This is a genomic window from Pseudomonas sp. Ma2-10, from assembly GCF_054330215.1.
Map to the genome: position 1 here is coordinate 13,832 of NZ_JBTEYL010000027.1, position 21,377 is coordinate 35,208.

20 protein-coding genes and 2 pseudogenes are annotated in these 21,377 nt (G+C 59.9%); 16 read left to right on the plus strand and 6 right to left on the minus strand.

Going from position 1 to position 21,377, the window contains the following annotated elements; genetic code table 11:
- Positions 1-38 precede the first annotated feature (38 nt).
- Complete coding sequence (locus ACXPVS_RS23410; RefSeq protein ID WP_458512015.1) at positions 39-935, plus strand: NAD(P)-dependent oxidoreductase; 897 nt, start codon at positions 39-41, stop codon at positions 933-935.
- Here the strand turns inward: ACXPVS_RS23410 and ACXPVS_RS23415 are convergent.
- Positions 826-3,108, minus strand: coding sequence for a putative bifunctional diguanylate cyclase/phosphodiesterase (locus ACXPVS_RS23415; RefSeq protein ID WP_458512016.1), 2,283 nt, complete (start codon positions 3,106-3,108; stop codon positions 826-828). The two genes, ACXPVS_RS23410 and ACXPVS_RS23415, sit on opposite strands and share 110 nt — an antisense overlap.
- Positions 3,109-3,396: 288 nt before the next feature.
- On the opposite strand from ACXPVS_RS23415, the gene ACXPVS_RS23420 reads away from it, so the two are divergent.
- The gene (locus tag ACXPVS_RS23420) at positions 3,397-4,746 is read left to right on the plus strand and encodes a spinster family MFS transporter (protein ID WP_458512017.1); all 1,350 of its coding nucleotides are present in this window, start codon (positions 3,397-3,399) and stop codon (positions 4,744-4,746) included.
- 77 nt (positions 4,747-4,823) lie between these two features.
- Here ACXPVS_RS23420 and rapA read toward each other — a convergent pair whose 3' ends face one another.
- On the minus strand, positions 4,824-7,670 hold the full coding sequence (gene rapA / locus ACXPVS_RS23425) for an RNA polymerase-associated protein RapA (RefSeq protein WP_458512018.1): 2,847 nt from the start codon (positions 7,668-7,670) through the stop codon (positions 4,824-4,826).
- Positions 7,671-7,888: 218 nt separating this feature from the next.
- On the opposite strand from rapA, the gene ACXPVS_RS23430 reads away from it, so the two are divergent.
- The 3 genes from ACXPVS_RS23430 to ccoM all read left to right on the plus strand — a co-directional run bounded on the left by ACXPVS_RS23430 (position 7,889) and on the right by ccoM (position 8,750).
- Entirely contained in the window at positions 7,889-8,230 is a 342-nt protein-coding gene (locus ACXPVS_RS23430) for an aspartate-semialdehyde dehydrogenase (protein ID WP_458512019.1), read from the plus strand.
- 100 nt (positions 8,231-8,330) lie between these two features.
- Positions 8,331-8,492, plus strand: a complete 162-nt coding sequence (locus ACXPVS_RS23435) for a hypothetical protein (protein WP_007906621.1) — start codon at positions 8,331-8,333, stop codon at positions 8,490-8,492.
- Between the two features lie 144 nt (positions 8,493-8,636).
- On the plus strand, positions 8,637-8,750 hold the full coding sequence (gene ccoM, locus ACXPVS_RS23440; RefSeq protein WP_010462558.1) for a cytochrome c oxidase subunit CcoM: 114 nt from the start codon (positions 8,637-8,639) through the stop codon (positions 8,748-8,750).
- 156 nt (positions 8,751-8,906) lie between these two features.
- On the opposite strand, the gene ACXPVS_RS23445 is transcribed toward ccoM, so the two are convergent.
- The 3 genes from ACXPVS_RS23445 to ACXPVS_RS23455 form a co-directional block, all read right to left on the minus strand.
- On the minus strand, positions 8,907-10,382 hold the full coding sequence (locus ACXPVS_RS23445) for an inorganic phosphate transporter (RefSeq protein ID WP_458512020.1): 1,476 nt from the start codon (positions 10,380-10,382) through the stop codon (positions 8,907-8,909).
- 332 nt (positions 10,383-10,714) lie between these two features.
- Positions 10,715-10,915, minus strand: a complete 201-nt coding sequence (locus ACXPVS_RS23450; protein ID WP_007935837.1) for a hypothetical protein — start codon at positions 10,913-10,915, stop codon at positions 10,715-10,717.
- Positions 10,916-10,962: 47 nt separating this feature from the next.
- Positions 10,963-11,091, minus strand: coding sequence for a hypothetical protein (locus ACXPVS_RS23455; protein ID WP_458512021.1), 129 nt, complete (start codon positions 11,089-11,091; stop codon positions 10,963-10,965).
- Between the two features lie 504 nt (positions 11,092-11,595).
- Here ACXPVS_RS23455 and pcaR point away from each other — a divergent pair.
- From pcaR to pcaC, 11 genes and pseudogenes are all read left to right on the plus strand, one after another.
- Complete coding sequence (gene pcaR / locus ACXPVS_RS23460) at positions 11,596-12,438, plus strand: pca regulon transcriptional regulator PcaR (protein ID WP_458512022.1); 843 nt, start codon at positions 11,596-11,598, stop codon at positions 12,436-12,438.
- Positions 12,439-12,579: 141 nt separating this feature from the next.
- On the plus strand, positions 12,580-13,926 hold the full coding sequence (locus ACXPVS_RS23465; protein ID WP_458512023.1) for an aromatic acid/H+ symport family MFS transporter: 1,347 nt from the start codon (positions 12,580-12,582) through the stop codon (positions 13,924-13,926).
- A 173-nt stretch (positions 13,927-14,099) separates the two neighbouring features.
- Positions 14,100-14,957 (plus strand): CoA transferase subunit A, encoded by an 858-nt coding sequence (locus ACXPVS_RS23470; RefSeq protein WP_458512024.1) that lies wholly within the window; start codon positions 14,100-14,102, stop codon positions 14,955-14,957.
- Positions 14,957-15,736 carry a CoA-transferase subunit beta gene (locus ACXPVS_RS23475; RefSeq protein ID WP_348126668.1) on the plus strand — a complete coding sequence of 260 codons (780 nt, stop codon included), beginning with the start codon at positions 14,957-14,959 and terminating at the stop codon, positions 15,734-15,736. Before ACXPVS_RS23470 ends, ACXPVS_RS23475 begins: the two co-directional genes overlap by 1 nt.
- Positions 15,733-16,938, plus strand: coding sequence for a 3-oxoadipyl-CoA thiolase (gene pcaF / locus ACXPVS_RS23480; RefSeq protein WP_458512069.1), 1,206 nt, complete (start codon positions 15,733-15,735; stop codon positions 16,936-16,938). Before ACXPVS_RS23475 ends, pcaF begins: the two co-directional genes overlap by 4 nt.
- Before the next feature lie 37 nt (positions 16,939-16,975).
- A complete protein-coding gene (pcaH, locus tag ACXPVS_RS23485; RefSeq protein ID WP_458512025.1) occupies positions 16,976-17,680 on the plus strand; it encodes a protocatechuate 3,4-dioxygenase subunit beta in 705 nt (234 codons plus the stop codon).
- A 1-nt stretch (position 17,681) separates the two neighbouring features.
- Positions 17,682-18,248 (plus strand): protocatechuate 3,4-dioxygenase subunit alpha, encoded by a 567-nt coding sequence (pcaG, locus tag ACXPVS_RS23490; RefSeq protein ID WP_458512026.1) that lies wholly within the window; start codon positions 17,682-17,684, stop codon positions 18,246-18,248.
- Positions 18,249-18,305: 57 nt separating this feature from the next.
- Positions 18,306-18,443, plus strand: a pseudogene (locus tag ACXPVS_RS23495) (alpha-ketoglutarate permease); the annotation flags it as partial.
- Positions 18,444-18,488: 45 nt separating this feature from the next.
- Complete coding sequence (locus ACXPVS_RS23500; protein ID WP_458512027.1) at positions 18,489-19,853, plus strand: 3-carboxy-cis,cis-muconate cycloisomerase; 1,365 nt, start codon at positions 18,489-18,491, stop codon at positions 19,851-19,853.
- An 11-nt stretch (positions 19,854-19,864) separates the two neighbouring features.
- Positions 19,865-20,656, plus strand: a complete 792-nt coding sequence (gene pcaD, locus ACXPVS_RS23505; RefSeq protein ID WP_458512028.1) for a 3-oxoadipate enol-lactonase — start codon at positions 19,865-19,867, stop codon at positions 20,654-20,656.
- Positions 20,657-20,666: 10 nt separating this feature from the next.
- Positions 20,667-21,059 carry a 4-carboxymuconolactone decarboxylase gene (gene pcaC, locus ACXPVS_RS23510; protein ID WP_458512029.1) on the plus strand — a complete coding sequence of 131 codons (393 nt, stop codon included), beginning with the start codon at positions 20,667-20,669 and terminating at the stop codon, positions 21,057-21,059.
- A 32-nt stretch (positions 21,060-21,091) separates the two neighbouring features.
- On the opposite strand, the pseudogene ACXPVS_RS23515 reads toward pcaC, so the two are convergent.
- Positions 21,092-21,321 (minus strand): annotated as a pseudogene (locus ACXPVS_RS23515) (OprD family outer membrane porin); the annotation flags it as partial.
- Positions 21,322-21,377 lie beyond the last annotated feature (56 nt).

The following is a 21,377-nucleotide window of genomic DNA, read 5'->3' on the forward strand; positions in this document are numbered from 1 at the left end:
GGCCAATATTCGCCAATCTTTAATCAAAGGGAGGCCAAATGATGGCATCGTTACCTTCGCTTGGGTTTGCCGGGGTCGGCCTGATGGGCTTGCCGATGTGCCAGCGCCTGTTGGCCGCCGGTTATCCGCTGACGGTGTGGAACCGCAATCCAGCCAAGTGCTCACCACTGGTCGAGGCCGGTGCACGACAAGTCGCCACGCCCGCTGAGTTGTGTCAGTACGCCGACGTCGTGATGTTGTGTCTGGCGGACACGTCGGTGGTTCGTGAGGTGGTTTTTGGCGCGGTAGGGATTGCGCAAGGTGCGAAAAGGGGTCAACTGCTGGTGGATTTTTCCAGCCTGGAACCTACCGCAACACGGGAAATGGCGACGGCGCTGGTCAGGCAAACCGGCATGGACTGGCTGGATGCACCGGTGTCCGGCGGAGTGGTCGGCGCCGAGACTGGCAGCCTGGCGATCATGGTGGGTGGTGAAGCGCAGAACCTCGAACAAGTCCGACCTGTTCTGTTGAGCCTTGGCCAGCGTGTGACTCACATGGGCGCAATCGGTGCCGGGCAGGTGACCAAGGCTTGCAATCAGATGATCGTCGCCTGCAACACGCTGGTGATCGCTGAAGTCGTGGCGTTGGCCGAGCGTTCCGGGGTCGATGCCCGTCTGATCGCCGAGGCGCTGGCCGGCGGATTCGCCGATTCAAAGCCATTGCAGCTGCTGGGTCCCCAAATGGCCGAAAGCCGTTTCAAACCGGTGAAATGGCATGTGCGCACGCTGCTCAAGGACCTCGACACTGCGGTGAAGTTTTCCCGTGAGCAAGGCTCGGCCACGCCGATCAGTGGACTGGCCGCCCAACTGATGCGACTGCATGGGAGCCAGGGATTCCTGGAAAAAGATCCGTCGACGCTCGTGCAGTTGTACCGCGAGCCAGACTCAAAGGGCTGACAGTGTGTGGGTGCTTGCGCTGGTTGATTTCGCTCAGTACGGGACGCAATTCCGCCAGCGGTACCGGACGACTGAGCAGGTAGCCCTGCACGAAGTCGCAGCCGTTACGCTCCAGAAACTCGTATTGCTCAAGGGTTTCGACGCCTTCGGTGACCACCTGCAAATGCAGCGTGTGGGCCATGACGATGATTGCTTGAACGATTTCCATGTCCTGGGTGGCCTTGGGAATGTCCAGGATGAACGAGCGGTCGATCTTCAGTGTGTTGAGTGGCAGCCGTTTGAGATAGGCCAGTGATGAGTAACCGGTGCCGAAGTCATCAATCGACAGCGACACGCCGAGGGCACGAATCTGGCGCAGCAACACCAGCGTATCGGCGATGTTGCCCATCAGTGCATTCTCGGTTACTTCCAGTTCCAGCCGCTGCGGCGCCACTCCGGCGACCCGCAGCGCGTGTTCGATTTCATCGGCCAACTCTTCGCGCGCCAGGTTCAGGGGCGAGCAGTTCACGGCGATGTGGAGTGCTTCGCAACCCTGGCGCGACAACTCGCCCAGATCCTCACAGGCTTTGCGCAGAACCCAGTTGTCCAGTTCGGCGATCAGGCCGTTGGCCTCGGCGATGGCAATGAACCTGTCCGGTGCCAGCAGTCCGTGAACCGGATGTTGCCAGCGGACCAGCGCTTCAAGTTTGCTGACCTGAGCGGTTTTCAGGTCGTAGATCGGTTGGTAATAGAGCATCAATCCGGTGTTTTCGCGCAGGGCGTGGCGCAGTTCTTCCTCCAGTTGCAGCTCCAGCGTCGCGCGGGTTTTCAGGTCTTCGCTGAAGAAATTCAGGCCATTGCGCCCGGTGTCCTTGGACTGATACAGCGCCAGGTCAGCGTTTTTCAGCAATTCTTCACAGGTCTTGCCATCGTCCGGAAACACGCTGATGCCGATGCTGGTGGTCATGACCATGCGCCGCCCTGACAGCTCGATGGGCTCCTTCATTTTCGCCATGATGCGCTGGGCCATGTGCCGCGCTTCATCACGATCATGCAGGCCGATGAGGATGCAAAATTCGTCGCCTCCGAAGCGCGCAACCACATCTTCGTGGCTGCGCACCGAACACTTTATGTGGTTGGCCAGGACTTTGAGCAGTTCGTCGCCGGCATCATGGCCGAGGCTGTCGTTGATCCGCTTGAAATGGTCGATGTCCAGGAACAGCACCGCCAGCATGCCTCCTTCGTTGGTTTTCTCCATGAGCTTCTCGGCGAAGATCTGGTTGAAGCCACGGCGGTTGATCAGGTTGGTCAGGGGGTCATAGTGCGCCACCTGTTGTAACGACATCCTCGCTTGGTCCAGTTGACTGAGCAGCGCGTTGACCCGTTGCAGGTCGCGCTCCTTGTTTTGCAGCTTCTTGTCTGCCAGCGCCGCGCTGAGGCTGCTGCCGATGATCAGCAGCGTCATGACCGCCACCGTCAGACCCAGTTGTAGATGATTATTTTCACTGGGCAGCGGCTGGACGCTGTCGACGGGCAGCACCAGGTTGAAGGCGGCCATGCCGGTGACGTGCATGCTGATGATGCCTGCCCCGAGCACCAGGCTGGCGCTGTATTTGAGCAGTTGATGGAACAGACCGGTGCCGTCGCGCAGATGACTGGATATCAGCAGGGCTGCAAGGCAGGCACCGATGGCGATCACAATGGAGAGGGCGAATAGCGTGGGCTGGTAATAGGCCATCGCACTCGACCGCATGGCGGTCATGCCCACGTAATGCATGGTAGCGATGCCCAGGCCAATGCAGATTGAAGCCTGGAGATATTGCCAAAAACTCAGGCGAGGATGACTGAGAGCATGCATGGCCAGCCACGAGGCGAGCAGCGCGATCAACAGAGAAAGGAGAGTGATGGGTAATTCATATTGAATGTCGATCGGCGCCTGAAACGCCAGGATGCCAATGAAGTGCATGGCCCAGATCCCGCCCGCCAGGCAACTGGCGCCGATCCAGCGCCAGAGCCGCTGCGAGGTGGGTTTTTCCACGTGACCGACCCGTTCGGCCATGTCCAATGTGGCAAAGCTGCCGACACAGGCGACCAAATAAGCCAGCAGTATCAGAAAAGGGTCATGTGTGCAGTTGAGTATTACCTGGCCGTTCGCCGTCAGCTCGGTAATGAAATGCAAACCAAGCCACTCCATAGCATGCCCCGTTGTCATCCTGGCTGGCGCCATGAACGCTGGCGAATGCTTTGGAGTATAGAAGGCATGTTTAGAGTGCAAACGATAGTGGCAAATTGGACCTAACCATTTTGGAATGAGCTTTAGAGCGTTTGGAAATAGATGCTGTATCAGCTGCGACATCCTCCATGGGCGGATATCAGCTTTACAAATAATGACAGACAGCTCGGGCAGGCCTGACTAGATTGCAGGCTCCGGGCTCGGATGCGCTGGCAGTGAAGCCCCAATAACAATAAAAGAGACGGACCCATGCAGAACTCGACCCAAGCGGCGAATGCCTGGCGCATTCTGTTCCTGCTGTTCCTGGCCAATCTGTTCAACTTCTTCGACCGCACCATTCCGGCCATCATCATCGAGCCGATCCGCATGGAATGGCACCTCAGCGACTTTCAGCTGGGGATCATCGGTACCGCATTCACCCTCGTTTATGCCATTGCCGGCCTGCCTCTGGGGCGGATGGCCGATACTGGGTCACGCAGCAAATTGATGGGCTGGGGCCTGGCGGCGTGGAGCGGGCTGACAGCGGTCAACGGACTGGTGGGGAGTTTCTGGGCTTTCCTGATCGTGCGCATGGGCATCGGCATCGGTGAAGCCAGTTATGCGCCGGCCGCCAACTCGCTGATCGGCGAGCTGTTCCCGGCCCACCGCCGGGCCCGGGCGATGGGTATCTTCATGCTGGGGCTACCGTTGGGCCTGCTCCTGGCGTTCTTCACCATCGGCGCGATGGTCAAGGCCTTCGACAGCTGGCGCGCGCCGTTCTTTATCGCCGCAGTGCCGGGGCTGATCCTGGCGATCTTCATGTTCTTCATCAAAGAACCCAAACGCGGTGCCGCGGAAAGCGTGCAGGTGTCCCAGGAGCGCGTAGACCGGCCGATCCGTCGAGTGCTGGAGGTGCCGACCTTCCTGTGGCTGGTGATGGCAGGGCTGTGTTTCAACTTTGCCACGTATGCCTGCAACTCGTTTCTGGTGCCGATGCTGCAGCGTTATTTCCTGATGCCATTGCAGGAAGCCGCGGTGGCGACCGGGGTGATCGTCGGCGTAACCGGGTTGTTCGGCCTGACACTGGGCGGTTGGGTGGCCGACAAAATTCACCAGCGGGTGGCCAATGGGCGGCTGCTGTTCGCGGCGTTCAGCTTGATCATCTCGACAGTGTGTACGGCTTGGGCGCTGCATTCCGGGCGGATCGAGATCGGGGTGTTTGTGGCGGTGTTCAGTGTGGGCTGGTTGTTTGCCTACAACTTCTACACCTGCGTTTACACCGCCATTCAGGACGTAGTCGAGCCGCGCTTGCGGGCTACGGCCATGGCGTTGTTCTTCGCCGGGTTGTATCTGCTGGGTGGTGGTTTGGGGCCGGTGGTAGTGGGCGCATTGTCCGACCACTTTGCGCATACGGCGATGCTCTCGGCCGGTGCTGAACAGATGAGCGAGGCGTTCAAGGCTGTCGGCTTGCATGACGCGATGTATTTGATCCCGGTGGCGCTGTTTTTCACCATGGTATTTCTGTTCCTGGCTTCACGGTGTTTTGTGCGCGATGCCACGCGGATGAAGGAAGGGTTGGTGGCGGTGGTTGAACCGCAGACCCCGGCGGTCACTGCGTAATGATCCTTCTGGCGAGTGGATAAAAAAAGGCCCGCATCGCTGCGGGCCTTCTTTGTTTTAGCGGTGTAGAGGAGGGGTTATCCCGCCACCAACACCCGAATCGCTTCCAGTCGCAGCGCAGCCTTGTCGAGCATGGCCAGGCCTTGCTCGCGTTGCTTGCGCAGGGCAACCAGTTCGCTGTCACGCACGGTCGGGTTGACCGCTTGCAACGCGGTCAGACGCGCCAGTTCTTCATCGGTATCAGCCGCGAGGCGACGTTGCGCCTCTGCCACACGTTCAGCGTGACGCGGGAAGATCTTCTCTTCACCGGCGTTGATCCGTGGCGTCAGATGATCGCGCTGGGCCTGGATGAACTTGTTGGCGCTGGCACGCGGCACGCTTTCCAGCTGATCGTTAAGGGTTTCGAACGACACACGGGCCGACAGGTCGTTGCCATTGGCATCGAGCAGGCAGCGCAGGGCGGCCGGTGGCAGGTAACGGCCCAGTTGCAGCGAGCGCGGGGCAACCACTTCGCTGACGTAGAGCAGTTCGAGCAACACGGTGCCAGGTTTCAGCGCCTTGTTCTTGATCAGCGCCACGGCGGTGTTGCCCATGGAGCCGGACAAGACCAGGTCCATGCCGCCCTGAACCATCGGGTGTTCCCAGGTAATGAACTGCATGTCTTCGCGAGACAGCGCCTGGTTGCGGTCGTAAGTGATAGTCACGCCTTCGTCGTCGCCCAGCGGGAAGCTGGCGTCGAGCATTTTTTCGCTCGGTTTGAGGATCAGCGCGTTTTCTGAATGGTCTTCACTGTCGATGCCGAACGCGTCAAACAGAGTTTCCATGTAGATCGGCAGAGCGAACTGGTCGTCTTGCTCAAGGATGTCCTCGACCAGTGCGTCGCCTTCACCAGTGCCGCCGGAATTGAGTTCCAGCAAACGGTCGCGGCCGGTGTGTAGCTCGGCTTCCAGGTGTTCGCGGTCGGCGCGGGCTTCGTCGATCAGTGCTTGCCACTCGCCGTCGTCGGCATTTTCCAGCAGCGGCAGCAGGCGCGGGCCGAACCGATGCTGCAGGGCGTTGCCGGTCGGGCAGGTATTGAGGAACGCGTTCAGTGCTTCGTGGTACCACTGGAACAGACGCGCTTGCGGACTGGTTTCCAGGTACGGCACGTGCAGTTCGATGATGTGCTTCTGGCCGATCCGGTCCAGACGACCGATCCGCTGCTCCAGCAGGTCGGGGTGCGCGGGCAGATCGAACAGCACCAAGTGGTGCGAGAACTGGAAGTTACGACCTTCACTGCCTATTTCCGAGCAGATCAACACTTGCGCGCCAAATTCTTCGTCGGCGAAGTAAGCGGCGGCGCGGTCACGCTCGAGGATGTTCATGCCTTCGTGGAAGACCGTGGCCGGGATGCCGGAACGCACGCGCAGGGCGTCTTCCAGGTCCATGGCGGTTTCAGCGTGGGCGCAGATCACCAGCACTTTGGTGCGTTTGAGCATCTTCAGCTGATCGATCAGCCATTCGACGCGGGGGTCGAATTTCCACCAGCGTTCTTCTTCGTTGGCGTCCGGCTGGGCCTGGAAGCTGACTTCCGGGTACAGCTCGGCGTGATCGCCCAGCGGCAGTTCGAGGTATTCGTCGGGGCATGGCAGCGGGTACGGATGCAGCTTGCGCTCCGGAAAACCCTGCACGGCGGCGCGGGTGTTGCGAAACAGCACGCGGCCAGTGCCGTGGCGGTCGAGCAGTTCGCGGACCAGACGGGCGCTGGCTTCGGTGTCGCCATCATTGACCGCAGTCAACAAGGCTTCGCCTTCGTTGCCGAGGAAACCGTGAATGGTCTTGTGCGCTTCAGGCGACAGGCGCCCCTTGTCCAGCAACTCCTGAACGGCTTCGGCCACCGGGCGATAGTTTTCGCTCTCGGCACGGAACGCGTGCAGGTCGTGGAAACGGTTCGGGTCGAGCAGGCGCAGACGCGCAAAGTGGCTGTCCTGGCCCAATTGTTCCGGGGTCGCGGTCAGCAGCAAAACACCGGGAATGACTTCGGCCAGTTGTTCAACCAACGAGTATTCCGGGCTGGCCTTGTCTTCGTGCCACACCAGGTGGTGCGCTTCGTCGACGACCATCAGGTCCCAACCAGCGGCGAACAGTGCGTCCTGGGCCTTCTCGTCGTCCACCAGCCACTCGAGTGCAACCAGCGCGAGCTGGGTGTCTTCGAACGGGTTGGCGGCGTCGCTTTCGATGAAGCGCTCTTCGTCGAACAGCGCGACTTGCAGGTTGAAGCGGCGGCGCATCTCGACCAGCCACTGGTGCTGCAGGTTCTCCGGAACCAGGATCAGCACGCGGTTGGCTCGGCCCGAAAGCAGTTGGCGATGGATCACCAGACCGGCTTCGATGGTTTTACCCAGACCCACTTCGTCTGCCAGCAACACCCGCGGCGCAATGCGGTCGGCGACTTCACGGGCGATATGCAGTTGGTGCGCGATCGGTTGCGCACGCACACCGCCGAGGCCCCAAAGTGCGGACTGCAGCTGGCGACTGGTGTGTTCCAGGGTGTTGTATCGCAGAGAGAACCAGGCCAGCGGGTCGATCTGCCCGGCGAACAAACGATCGCTGGCCAGGCGGAACTGAATGAAGTTCGACAGTTGGGTTTCCGGCAGGGTAACCACTTCGTTCTGCCCGTTGAGGCCGTGGTAAACCAGCAGTCCGTCGACGTCGTCGACTTCTTGAACGGTCAGCTTCCAGCCTTCGAAGTGAGTGATCGAGTCACCCGGCGAAAACCGCACGCGGGTGAGGGGCGCATTCCGTAGCGCGTACTGGCGAGTCTCGCCAGTGGCCGGGTAGAGCACGGTCAACAAGCGGCCGTCCTGTGCCAGAACGGTGCCTAAACCCAGCTCGGCTTCGCTGTCACTGATCCAGCGTTGCCCCGGTTGATACTGCTGCGCCATGCTGCCTGACTCCCACCTTGAAAAAGCGGGCTATCTTAACGGAATGAGGGCTTCAGAGCCAAAGGACTCTCATAAAAACTCGCAGTCTTACGTTAGTCCAGCGATGCAGCGCTTGCAGGTCGGGGCACCTATTCGTGCCAAACGGGTCACAGTTTGCGACCGATGGCTCAAGTCGCCATCCCCGCAGCCGACAGCCTGCTGACAGGAGACTAATAATTATGCTGCCACCGATGCTCCCTTTGAGTGCCGTGCCAATCACCTCACAGCAGGATCCGATTCGTCAGCGGCCGGATATTCCCCCCGTGGTGCCGGTGCAGAAAAGCTCCAGCGAAAGCACCATCGACCTGCAGCAGCGCAATCCGCAAGAGGCGGCGTTTCAGCTGCGCGAGGAACAGCGCCGCAAGCAGGAACAGCAACGGCGGCGCCGCGAAGCCGATGAAGATCCTGAAGAACACCTGGCAACTCCTGGTGACGAGCTCAACGCTGACAATACCGTGCCAGTGGCACCCTTGATGGACGATCAGCCACGGCAGGGTTTGTGGGTCGACATCCAGATTTGAGTTCACGACTGGTCAGGGCTGCCATCAGGCCGCATTATTGGCACATCCCTGCCTGCAGATACGGCAACTGAATTTCATTCCAAGCGATGCACTGAGCACCATGAGCCAAGACGACAAGCTGATCGACCTCAACACCGAGCGCGCCAAGCGGGTTCATGACCTTAATGAAAAGCGCCTGAACGAAGTACGCCAGGCGTTCGAGCAGGCCATGCCGTTGGGTAAAGCGAAGAAGAAGCCGAAAAACAAACCGAAAAAGCGTTGAAACACCCCGCATCTATTGATGCAGGTCAGTTATTCCCTCTCCTTTACGCCCAGTCTCGGGCGACATTGACCTCGGTCAATTTTTTCTCCTGCCTGATTGGTTAACTTAGCCCCATCGCAACAAGGCAAGTGCAGGAGGCCAGTCATGTTTTTCGACAACGTGGTGATCGCCGGAGTGCTGACAGTCGGCCTCATGGTTCTGTTTTTTGCAGGGTTTGGATTTTTTATCTGGAAGGATTCGCATAAGCGCAAGCCGTAGGTCTTTCTGGAAGCAATGAGCACGCAAGGCATTTTGGGCAACTTCGGTTGCCCTTTTTTTTTCTGAAAATCTATCGTTCCCACGCTCTATACCGAAACACGCTTAATAAAAAAAGGCGCGAACCTCACGGAACGCGCCTTTTTTAGCAGCGATACATCAGCTGCCCAGTGCCTTCGACGCCAGCCAGAACAGGCCGGCCGACAGGGTCACTGTGGCTGGCAGAGTCAGGACCCAAGCCATCAGGATGGTTTTGACAGTGCCACCTTGCAAGCCGCTTTTATTGGCGACCATGGTACCGGCCACGCCCGAGGACAGGACGTGGGTGGTGGAAACCGGCAGGCTGAAGATGTTGGCCAGACCGATCATGCACGCGGTGGTGATTTGTGCCGACATGCCTTGAGCGTAGGTCATGCCTTGCTTGCCGATCTTCTCGCCGATGGTCAGAACCACGCGCTTCCAGCCGACCATGGTGCCCAGGCCGAGAGCCAGAGCGACCGCCAGAATCACCCAGAACGGGGCATATTCGGTGGTGGTGGTCAGGTCTTTGCGCAGCTTGTCCAGGTCAGCCTTTTCACGGGCGTCGAGGCCAGGCAACTTGCCGACTTTCTTCGCCGTGTCATCCAGGCAGAGTAGATAACGACGCACTTCGATGCGGCTTTCCGACGGCAGCGAGTGGTAGTCCGCTACACCTTTAAGGGTGCCGAGCAGGGCGGTGATGGTCGGTTCGGTCTGTTGCGGGTTGCAACGGAACTTCTCCGGCAGATCGCCTTCCACGCTTTTGCCCAGCGCCAGGTACTCACCCAGTGTTTCGGCATTGCGCTTATAGAACTGACTCAGGTGCAGGGTCGCATCGCGGGTCCGCTCGATCTGGTAAGTCGTGCTGCCCAGGTCGAGTACGAACTGCGCCGGCACGATACCGATCAGCACCAGCATGATCAGGCCGATGCCTTTCTGGCCATCGTTGGAACCGTGCACAAAGCTCACGGCCATGGCCGAGATAACCAGTACCAGGCGGTTCCAGAACGGTGGGTGCTTCTTGTCATCGAGCTTGCGGCGCTGGTCCGGCGTCTTGTGCATCTTCGACAGTGGGCGCCACCATTTAAGGCCGATCAATATCAGAGCGGCGACCAGGAAGCCCGCCATTGGCGAGAACACCAGGGACGCACCGATATCAATTGCCTTCTGCCAGTTCACGCCATCAGCTAACGGGATGTCGTTGATCAAGGCGTTGGCAAGGCCGACACCGAGGATCGACCCGATCAGCGTATGGGAACTGGAAGCCGGGATACCGAAGTACCAGGTGCCCAGGTTCCAGGTGATGGCTGCGGCGAGCAGCGAGAACACCATGGCCAGTCCGTGACCGGTGTTCACATTGATCAGCAGCTCTACCGGCAGCAGGTGGACGATGGCATACGCCACGCCGACACCGCCCAGCAGCACGCCGAGAAAGTTGAACACTCCGGAAAAGAACACCGCCAGATGAGGCGGCATGGCTTTGGTGTAGATAACAGTGGCCACCGCGTTAGCGGTGTCATGAAAGCCGTTGATGAACTCGAAGGCGAGGACAAAGGCCAGGGCGAGCAAGAGGCTCACAAGCACCCAAGCATCTAGTCCGCTGAATAAATCGATCATGAAGGTTTTCTGACCCGGTCGGAAGGGGGCGCGATTATGCCAGAAAAGACTGCTAATCGATGCACTAGGTGCTCATCGGTAACATTCTTCAACGAATTAGTTTGTGGCAGCAGCCCAAATCCCAGGTTTTTACTGGGTTTTGCAAGCCATTGAATTTCTTTGAAAAGGCCGCAGCCACAAGGCGTCCTCTCGTAGGAGCAAGAGGTTTTAACGCGTGTATGAAATATCTGAAAAGAGGGCCGGACATGAGCCATTTGCCTCATCCTGGGGATGAGGTAGCCGCTGCCCGCTGGTAGCGGGCGCAGACCCTTGAAAGGATTCAGGCCGATAGCTTATGGCTCTTCGGCTTTGAGTTCCTTTTCCATTTTCTGCAATTCTTGAGTGAAAGCCTGATCCTGAACGGTGGCGCGTTTACGCCAGGGTTTGCGTTCCGGTTCGGGCTGAGCGGCGTAGGTGGTGACTTCCCCGCCGTAAACTTCCTTGTAACGTTGTTCCTGGCGCTCAAGTTCCGCGCGCAGTTCGTCTTTCGTCACAGTGCTACCTGATTGAGTTGAGATAAATTCTGGTGAAACGCGCTGCATCAAATGTATTTGACCACGACCACCGAAAGGACAAGGCCCGCAAAGGCATCATTTTTTACGGCATTGCGATCAATTACTTCCATGTTGCAGGCGGCCACGACACCAGAGATAAACAGCTGACGCAGCATCAGAGTCCTGTTTCAGCGAACGCCTTGGCGAAGCATATGAAATGAGTGTCAGGCGCTTGCTGCGGGCAACGGCGCTGGAACATCGCGCTACCGGGTGGAGGGATCGGCAATTAATAACCGGTCACCACTGTATTGCATTATAGCGGTCGATTCAAAGAACACTATCGCCAAAGAGTTAAAAGTGGGTCTTGATGTGTGATTGTTTTGTTACTCGCAACTTTATACGGCTAACTAGGTCGTTCGGCGGCAGGCCGTTACAGGGATGTCTTTCTGACGCCATTAAGTCGAGCAAGTTAGGGCAATTACATCGACCCTTCTAGTCTGCGTCAGCGCCAGTGTAAAAACAGGTGCAAGCGCGTTCAATAGTCGGCGGGTCCCGTCGGGAGCCGATTGCGATTATCGGGCGGTGGTTCGATAATCGAACAGTCTCGGCTGTCCGGGGTTGTGTGAGGGGCCGGCTGACGTTTGTAATAGCCGCCGAACCGTGTGGGAAAAGGACCTTATATGAACGATCAAATGCGCAATTCCTTCGCTTCAGTGGCGCCGCCGATCGTTGCCTCGCCCGCCAAGCGAATCCAGGCACTGACCGGCGACCCGGATTTCATGACTTCCCTGGCCCGTGGCCTGGCTGTAGTGCAAGCGTTCCAGGAGCGCAAACGTCACCTCACCATCGCTCAGATCAGTCACCGCACGGAAATTCCCCGCGCCGCTGTGCGACGTTGCCTTCACACGTTGATCAAACTCGGCTACGCCACTACCGACGGCCGCACGTATTCGCTGCTGCCAAAAGTACTGACGCTTGGCCATGCCTATGTGTCCTCGACGCCGCTGGCGGTTTCCGCTCAGCCCTACCTGGACCGCATGAGTGAGCAGCTTCATGAGGCCTGCAACATGGCCACTCTGGAAGGCGATGACATCTTGTACATCGCTCGTTCAGCCACCACCCAGCGATTGATTTCCGTCGACCTGTCGGTGGGTGGTCGTCTGCCCGCCTATTGCACCTCGATGGGGCGAATCCTTCTTGCAGCGCTGGACGATACGTCACTGCGCGAGTACCTCGACCATGCAGAGCTGCAAGCCAAGACCAGCCGAACCTTACACACGTCCGAAGCGTTGCTCGAATGCCTGCAAGAGGTGCGACAGCAAGGTTGGTGCATCGTCGATCAGGAACTGGAACAGGGCCTGCGCTCGATTGCCGTTCCGGTGTACGACGCTTCCGGCCAAGTGGTCGCGGCGCTAAACGTCAGTACCCACGCGGGCCGAGTCAGCCGCAACGAGTTGGAACAACGTTTCCTGCCCGACCTTCTGAGCGCGAGCCGCGACCTCAGCGCGCAACTCTTTGCCTAAGCCATTTGCCTAAGCTGTTCGATAAACGCACAGACTCGCGTTTATCGAATTGACGCTCTTCCCCCAAGATCACTAATGTCGCGGCAGCGCCAGCCTTGGCTGGCTCCTTTGCGACTGCGTTCTTTGCGTGGAATAAAAATAATGAACCAGCCCCAGTCTGCTGTAGGAAACTGCCTTGACGTGCAGTCCTTCATCAATGCTCAACCCATTTCGCGCTACCAATGGCGAGTGGTGATCCTGTGTTTCCTGATTGTTTTCCTCGATGGCCTCGACACGGCGGCCATGGGTTTCATTGCGCCCGCGCTGTCTCAGGATTGGGGCATCGACCGCGCCAGTCTTGGCCCGGTGATGAGCGCAGCGTTGATCGGCATGGTCTTTGGCGCGCTGGGTTCTGGCCCATTGGCTGACCGCTTCGGGCGAAAAATCGTACTGGTGGGCGCGGTGCTGTTGTTTGGCGCGTTCAGCCTGGCTTCGGCTTACAGCACCAACGTCGATCAGTTGCTGGTGCTGCGGTTCCTCACCGGCCTGGGCCTTGGCGCAGGTATGCCGAACGCCACGACGCTACTGTCCGAATACACCCCGGAGCGCAAGAAATCGCTGCTGGTGACCAGCATGTTCTGCGGTTTCAACCTCGGTATGGCTGGCGGCGGTTTCATTTCCGCCAAACTAATTCCGGCCTTTGGTTGGCACAGTCTGCTGATGATTGGCGGGGTTCTGCCGCTGATCCTCGCCGTCGTATTACTGTTCTGGCTGCCAGAATCGGCGCGCTACCTCGTAGTCCGCAATCGCGGCACTGACAAAGTGCGCAAGACCCTGGCGCCCATCGATCCAATCGTCGTCGCTCAGGCGTCCAGCTTCAGCGTGCCGGAACAGAAAGCCGTGAAGGCCCGCAACGTGTTTGCAGTGATCTTCTCCGGCACCTACAGCACCGGCACGCTGTTGCTGTGGCTGACCTACTTCATGGGGCTGGTGATCGTTTATCTGCTGACCAGTTGGCTGCCGACGCTGATGCGTGACAGTGGCGCGAGCATGGAGCAGGCGGCGTTCATTGGTGCGTTGTTCCAGTTTGGCGGTGTGTTGAGCGCGGTGGGCGTGGGCTGGGCGATGGACCGGTTCAATCCGCACAAGGTTATCGGCATTTTCTACCTACTCGCCGGGGTGTTTGCCTACGCGGTAGGGCAAAGCCTGGGCAACATCACGCTATTGGCGACGTTGGTGCTCGTGGCCGGGATGTGCGTCAACGGCGCGCAATCGGCGATGCCTTCATTGGCGGCGCGGTTTTATCCGACGCAGGGGCGGGCGACCGGGGTGTCGTGGATGCTCGGGATTGGCCGCTTCGGCGCGATTCTCGGTGCATGGATGGGCGCAACGCTATTGGGGCTGGGCTGGGACTTCGAGCAGGTACTGACAGCGCTGGTGATTCCAGCGGCATTGGCAGCCACGGCGGTGGTGATCAAGGGCATGGTCAGCCATGCGGATGCGACCTGAGTCCGGGGTTCAGGGGATCGGTAGCCAGACAACAATCTGTTCGATAAACGAACACTCAGTCGATTATCGGATTGTTTGGCATTTTTTAGAGGCTTACTCTTCAGTCATTCCGGCGCTGCGCATCGCGCCTTTTTCTTCCAATGTCGGTTCATCACAAAACGGGAGCCTGCCCCATGGCTGAAATCCTTTCGCTGCACGACGCGGTGAAGCACTTCGTAAACGACGGCGATACAGTCGCGCTCGAAGGCTTCACTCACCTGATTCCAACGGCGGCGGGTCACGAAATCATTCGCCAGGGCAAAAAAGACCTGACCCTGGTGCGGATGACGCCTGACCTGATCTATGACCAGTTGATTGGCGCCGGTTGTGCTCGCAAGCTGATTTTCTCCTGGGGCGGCAACCCGGGCGTCGGTTCGCTGCATCGCCTGCGTGATGCCGTCGAGAAGCAGTGGCCGCACGCGCTGGAAATCGAAGAGCACAGCCACGCCGACCTGGCCAATGCCTACGTCGCTGGCGCTTCCGGCCTACCGTTCGCGGTGCTGCGTGCCTACGCCGGCTCCGACCTGCCGAAGGTCAACCCGCTGATCAAAACGATTACCTGCCCATTCACTGGTGAAGTCTTGGCGGCCGTGCCTTCGGTGCGTCCGGACATCACCGTGATTCACGCACAGAAAGCCGACCGCAAAGGCAACGTGCTGCTCTGGGGCATTCTCGGCGTACAGAAAGAAGCGGCACTGGCCGCCAAGCGCTGCATCGTCACCGTCGAAGAAATCGTCGACGAGCTCAATGCGCCGATGAACGCCTGTGTTCTGCCGACCTGGGCCTTGAGCGCGGTCTGCCACGTTCCCGGAGGTGCGCATCCGTCCTACGCTCACGGCTACAACGAACGTGATAACCGTTTCTACCAGGCTTGGGACCCGATTGCCCGCGACCGTGAAACCTTCACCGCGTGGATCAACGAGTACATCCACGGCTGCGCTGACTTCAGCGAGTTCCAGGCCAAACTGGCCGCGGCTTCGGAGGCCAAGTAATGACTTACACCACCAATGAAATGATGACCGTCGCCGCTGCCCGCCGTCTGAAAAACGGTTCGGTGTGTTTTGTCGGCATCGGCCTGCCGTCGAAAGCTGCCAACCTGGCGCGTCTGACTTCCTCGCCGGATGTAGTCCTTATCTATGAATCGGGTCCGATCGGTGCCAAACCGAGCGTACTGCCGCTGTCGATCGGTGACGGTGAGTTGGCGGAAACCGCTGACACCGTCGTGCCAACCGGTGAGATTTTTCGCTACTGGCTGCAGGGCGGGCGTATCGACGTCGGTTTCCTCGGCGCCGCGCAAGTCGACCGCTTTGGCAACATCAACACTACCGTGGTGGGTGACTACCATCAGCCGAAAGTCCGCCTGCCGGGTGCCGGCGGTGCGCCGGAGATTGCGGGCTCGGCGAAAAGCGTGCTGATCATCCTCAAACAATCGGCGCGTTCCTTTGTCGACAAACTCGACTTCATTACCTCGGTCGGCCATGGCGAGGGCGGTGATTCGCGCAAGCGTCTCGGCCTGCCGGGCGCCGGTCCAGTCGGCATCATCACTGACCTGTGCATCATGGAGCCGGAAGCCGGCACCCATGAATTCGTGGTCACCGCGCTGCACCCAGGCGTGACCCGTGAACAAGTGGTCGCCGCAACGGGGTGGGCGATTCGCTTCGCCGAGCATGTTGAAAACACTGCCGAGCCGACCGAAGTCGAACTCAAGGCGCTACGTGATCTGGAGGCCCGCACTGCCGCGGCCCACGGCCAAGCACCCGGAGAAGCCTGATGCGTGACGTTTATATCTGCGATGCGATTCGCACCCCCATCGGCCGTTTCGGCGGTGGCTTGTCGGCGGTTCGCGCCGACGACTTGGCCGCCGTGCCGATCAAGGCATTGATGGAACGCAACCCGTCGGTGGACTGGAGCGCAGTGGACGAGGTATTCCTCGGTTGCGCCAACCAGGCCGGCGAAGACAACCGCAACGTGGCGCGCATGGCGCTGTTGCTGGCGGGCCTGCCAGAAACCATTCCGGGCGTGACCCTCAATCGCCTCTGCGCCTCGGGTATGGATGCCATCGGCACCGCATTCCGGGCGATCGCCAGTGGCGAGATGGAATTGGCAATTGCCGGCGGCGTCGAGTCGATGTCCCGCGCGCCGTTCGTGATGGGCAAGGCCGACGCGGCGTTCTCGCGCAACATGAAGCTGGAAGACACCACCATCGGCTGGCGTTTCATCAACCCGTTGATGAAAGCCCAATACGGCGTGGATGCGATGCCGCAGACCGCCGATAACGTGGCTGACGATTACGCAGTGTCTCGCGAGGATCAGGACGCTTTCGCACTGCGCAGTCAACAGCGGGCCGCCGCCGCGCAGGCCGCAGGATTTTTCGCCGAAGAAATCGTTGAAGTGCATATCGCCCACAAGAAGGGTGAAAGTGTCGTCAGCCAGGATGAGCACCCTCGCGCCGACACCACACTGGAAACCCTGGCCAAACTCAAACCGGTCAACGGTCCCGACAAAACCGTGACCGCCGGCAATGCTTCTGGTGTGAACGACGGCGCAGCGGCGTTGATTCTGGCCTCCGGCGACGCCGTGAAAAAGCACGGCCTGACCGCCCGTGCGAAAGTGCTGGGCATGTCGAGCGCCGGTGTCGCACCGCGTGTAATGGGCATCGGCCCGGTGCTGGCGGTGCGCAAACTGACCGAACGCCTCGGTCTGGCCGTCAGCGATTTCGACGTGATCGAACTCAACGAAGCCTTCGCCAGCCAGGGGTTGGCGGTGCTGCGGGAACTGGGGCTTGCGGACGACGCGGCCCGGGTCAATCCGAACGGTGGCGCCATTGCCTTGGGCCATCCGTTGGGCATGAGCGGTGCCCGCCTGGTACTGACCGCGCTGCATCAGCTGGAAAAGACCGGTGGCAAGAAAGGTCTGGCAACCATGTGCGTCGGCGTGGGCCAGGGTCTGGCCTTGGCGATCGAACGGGTCTGACACGCCGCGTTGATGAATAAGAACGGAGGAATGCTTCATGACTGACAAGCCTGGTTACCGCCGCCCGCAAGAGGGCACCCAGCCGGAATACCTGCACCCGGCCTATCAATCCACCCACCGTCGCTCGCCGTCCAAGCCGTTGGTGTTTTTGCCCCATTCACTGTCGGAAATTACTGGTCCGACCATCGGAGCCGAGCGTGTCCAAGCGCAGGACAACGACCTGACCGCCCAGCACAAAGGCGAGCCACTGGGCGAGCGCATCATCATTCATGGCCGCGTGCTGGATGAAGATGGCGTACCGGTGCCGGGGATTCTGGTGGAGATCTGGCAGGCCAATGCCGCCGGTCGCTACAACCATGACCGTGACCTGCACGACGCACCGCTGGACCCGAACTTCACCGGTACCGGCCGCACCGTGACCGACGCCGATGGCGGGTACCAGTTCCAGACCATCAAGCCCGGCGCCTACCCATGGGGCAACCACCACAACGCGTGGCGTCCGGCGCACATCCATTTCTCACTGTTCGGGCCGAGCATTCTGACGCGCCTGGTCACTCAGATGTATTTTCCGGGCGATCCGCTGCTGGCGTATGACCCGATCTACAACTGCGTACCGGATACCCACGCCAAAGAGCGTTTGATCGCCCGTTTCGACCTGGAAAAAACCATCCCTTCCTATGCCCTCGGTTATCGCTGGGACATCGTCTTACGCGGCCGCGAAGCCACGCCGATGGAGAAATAAGATGACGCTGAAAGCGACCACATCCCACACCGTCGGGCCGTATTACCACATCGGTTTGACCTGGCTGAACCGCGAAGACCTGACGGTCGAACAAACCCTGGGCGAGCGCGTGGCGATCACCGGGCAAGTCATCGATGGCAACGGCGACGTCGTCAACGACGCGATGCTGGAAGTCTGGCAAGCCAACGCCGCCGGCAAGTATGACCACCGCGAAGACGATCAGGACAAACCCCTGGACCCGAACTTCGAAGGGTTTGGCCGGGTGCCGGTGGATGCAGAAGGGCGCTTCCGCTTTACCACGATCAAACCGGGCACGGTGGACGGCTTGAAAGGCACGACCCAGGCGCCGCACCTGGTGGTGCTGGTGTTTGCCCGCGGGTTGGTGAAGCACTTGCTGACACGGATTTACTTTGATGGCGAACCGGCCAACGTGGCGGATCCGCTGCTGGAATGTGTGCCGGCTGAACGTCGCAGCACCTTGTTGGCGAAGAAGGATGCGTCCGGTGTGTACCTGTGGAATGTGATCCTGCAGGGCACCGATGCAGAGACGGTGTTCTTCGATTATTGAGTGTGTCGAGTGACGCGGAGCATCCTTGGCGGCATTCCCACGCAGAGCGTGGGAACGATCAGCCTGGCTTACGCGGTGGCGAATGCAATCTTCGGTGGTTCGGCGGAATATGTGGCCCTGAGCCTCAAGGCGTGGGCGTTCCTGTTCAGCCTGCGCTTGCCGAAACAGGCGAAGTACTTGCACAACGACCTTTGATCTTTACCCGTGGGCCTGACCGGCCCGCGCCTCCAGGGACTGTTTATGAACGAGCGACCGGGCAATCAATTGTTCGATGCCTATTTCACTGCCCGCGACATGCGTGAGGTGTTCTGCGATCAGGGGCGGATTCAAGCGATGCTTGATTTCGAAGCAGCACTGGCCCGTGCCGAGGCGCGGGTTGGCCTGATTCCGCCAACGGCAGTCGCGCCTATTGAGGCGGCTTGTCAGGCCGGGCATTACGACTTCGCCGCCCTCGGCGAGGCGATTGCCACGGCAGGCAATTCGGCGATTCCGCTGGTCAAGGCGTTGGGCAAACAGATCGCGACCGGCGACGCCGAAGCCGAGCGCTATGTGCATCTGGGCGTCACCAGCCAGGACGTGATGGACACCGGTCTGGTGTTGCAACTGCGTGGCGCGCTGGAACTGATCGAAAGCGATCTGGCGCAACTGGGCGAAATCCTCTCGGCCCTAGCCCTGCGTTACGTCGCCACACCGCTGGCCGGGCGCACCTGGTTGCAGCACGCGACCCCCGTCACCCTCGGCATGAAAATCGCGGGTTGGCTGGGCGCTGTCACTCGCAACCGTCAGCGTCTGGGGGAACTCAAACCGCGGCTGCTGGTGCTGCAATTCGGCGGCGCCAGCGGAACACTCGCGGCCCTCGGCGAGCAGGCGATGCCGATTGCCCTAGCGCTGGCTGAAGAATTGAAACTGACACTGCCAGATCAACCCTGGCACACCCAGCGAGACCGCTTGGTGGAGTTCGGCTCGGTACTGGGATTGATCGCCGGCAGCCTCGGCAAACTGGGCCGAGACATCAGCCTGTTGATGCAGACCGAAACCGCTGAAGTGTTCGAGCCTTCTGCACCGGGCAAGGGCGGTTCTTCGACCATGCCGCACAAACGCAACCCGGTGGGGGCGGCGGTGTTGATCGGTGCAGCAACGCGGGTTCCGGGTTTGCTCTCGACCCTGTTCAGCGCCATGCCTCAAGAACACGAGCGTAGCCTGGGTCTGTGGCATGCCGAGTGGGAAACCCTGCCAGAGATTTGCTGCCTGGTGTCCGGCAGCTTGAAGCAAGCGTTGCTGGTGGCGGATGGACTGGAAGTGGACGCCGAGCGCATGGCCCGCAACCTCGATCTGACCCAAGGCCTGGTGCTCGCCGAAGCAGTGAGTGTCGTCCTCGCCCAACGGGTCGGTCGCGACACCGCGCACCATTTACTGGGGCAATGCTGCAGGCGAGCAGTGGCTGAACAACGTCATCTGCGAGCGGTACTCGGCGAGGAGCCGCAAGTGACCGCCGAACTGTCGGATGCTGAACTCGATCGTCTGCTGGACCCCGCCCATTACCTCGGTCAGGCCCGTACCTGGGTCGAGCGAGCGGTGGCTGAACATTCTGCGTTGACTGCCTGAAGGAGATTACTGTGGCTTTCGTACAACTCGCCGAGGGCGAACTGCATTACCAACTTGATGGACCGGTTGATGCGCCGGTACTGGTGCTGTCCAACTCGCTGGGCACTGATCTGCACATGTGGGACGCGCAGATTGCGGCGTTCACCGAGCATTGGCGCGTGCTGCGTTTCGACACCCGGGGGCATGGCAAATCGCTGGTCACGCCGGGGCCGTACAGCATCGAGCTACTGGGTCATGATGTGCTGGCACTGCTGGATGGGTTGCACATCGAACGCGCGCATTTCTGCGGTTTGTCCATGGGCGGGCTGATTGGCCAGTGGTTGGGGATCAACGCTGGCGATCGCCTGAATAAACTGGTGGTGTGCAACACCGCGGCGAAAATCGGTGATCCGTCGGTATGGAACCCGCGCATTGAAACCGTGCTGCGTGACGGCCCGGCCGCCATGGTCGCGCTGCGTGATGCGTCGATTGCGCGCTGGTTCACCGCGGATTTTGCTGACGCCAATCCTGCTGCCGCAAAAAAGATTACTGACATGCTGGCCGCCACCTCGCCTGAAGGCTATGCCGCGAACTGTGCCGCCGTGCGTGATGCCGATTTTCGCGATCAGTTGTCCTCGATCAAGGTGCCGTTGCTGGTCATCGCCGGCACCGAAGACGCGGTCACGCCGCCGTCCGGCGGACACTTCATTCAGGCGCATGTGCAGGGCGCCGAGTACGCCGAGTTCTACGCGGCGCACCTGTCCAACGTCCAGGCCGGTGCTGCGTTCAGCGCCCGGGTTCTGGCATTTCTGTCAGCCCATTGAGGGTTTTTTTGTGGACGAGAAACAACGTTATGAAGAAGGCCTGAAAGTCCGCCGTGCCGTACTCGGCGACGCCCATGTCGACCGTAGCCTGAACGCGCTGACCGCGTTCAACTCGGAGTTTCAGGAGATGATCACCCGTCACGCCTGGGGCGATATCTGGACCCGTCCGGGACTGCCGCGCCATACCCGCAGCCTGATCACCATGGCCATGCTGATCGGCATGAACCGCAATGAAGAACTCAAACTGCACCTGCGCGCCGCCGCCAACAACGGCGTGACCCGGGGCGAGATCAAGGAAGTGATCATGCAGAGCGCGATCTACTGCGGCATTCCGGCGGCGAATGCGACGTTCCACCTGGCAGAGTCGGTGTGGGATGAGTTGGGGGTTGAATCGCGGGAGTGATTCTGGCGATTTACGGTGTCTGAGCTGGCGCCTTACAACAAACTGATCGGATAGCTGACGATCAACCGGTTTTCATCGAATTCGTTGTGGCTGACGTCACGGCGAATGGTCGGTTGCGCCATTTGACGTTGAGGTCTTTGAGTACGCCGCCCTGCAAGTTGAAACGGTCGAAGATGAACGCCGGTTTGCCGGTCATCGACATGTCGCTCATGCTGCTGTCGTCTCGGGGGCTGTTGGCGCGGAACTGGCCGCCGTAGAGCGTCCTTCAGCCTTGCCCTGGGTTATGGGCGATTATCGAACGGCAATAAATAGAAAGAT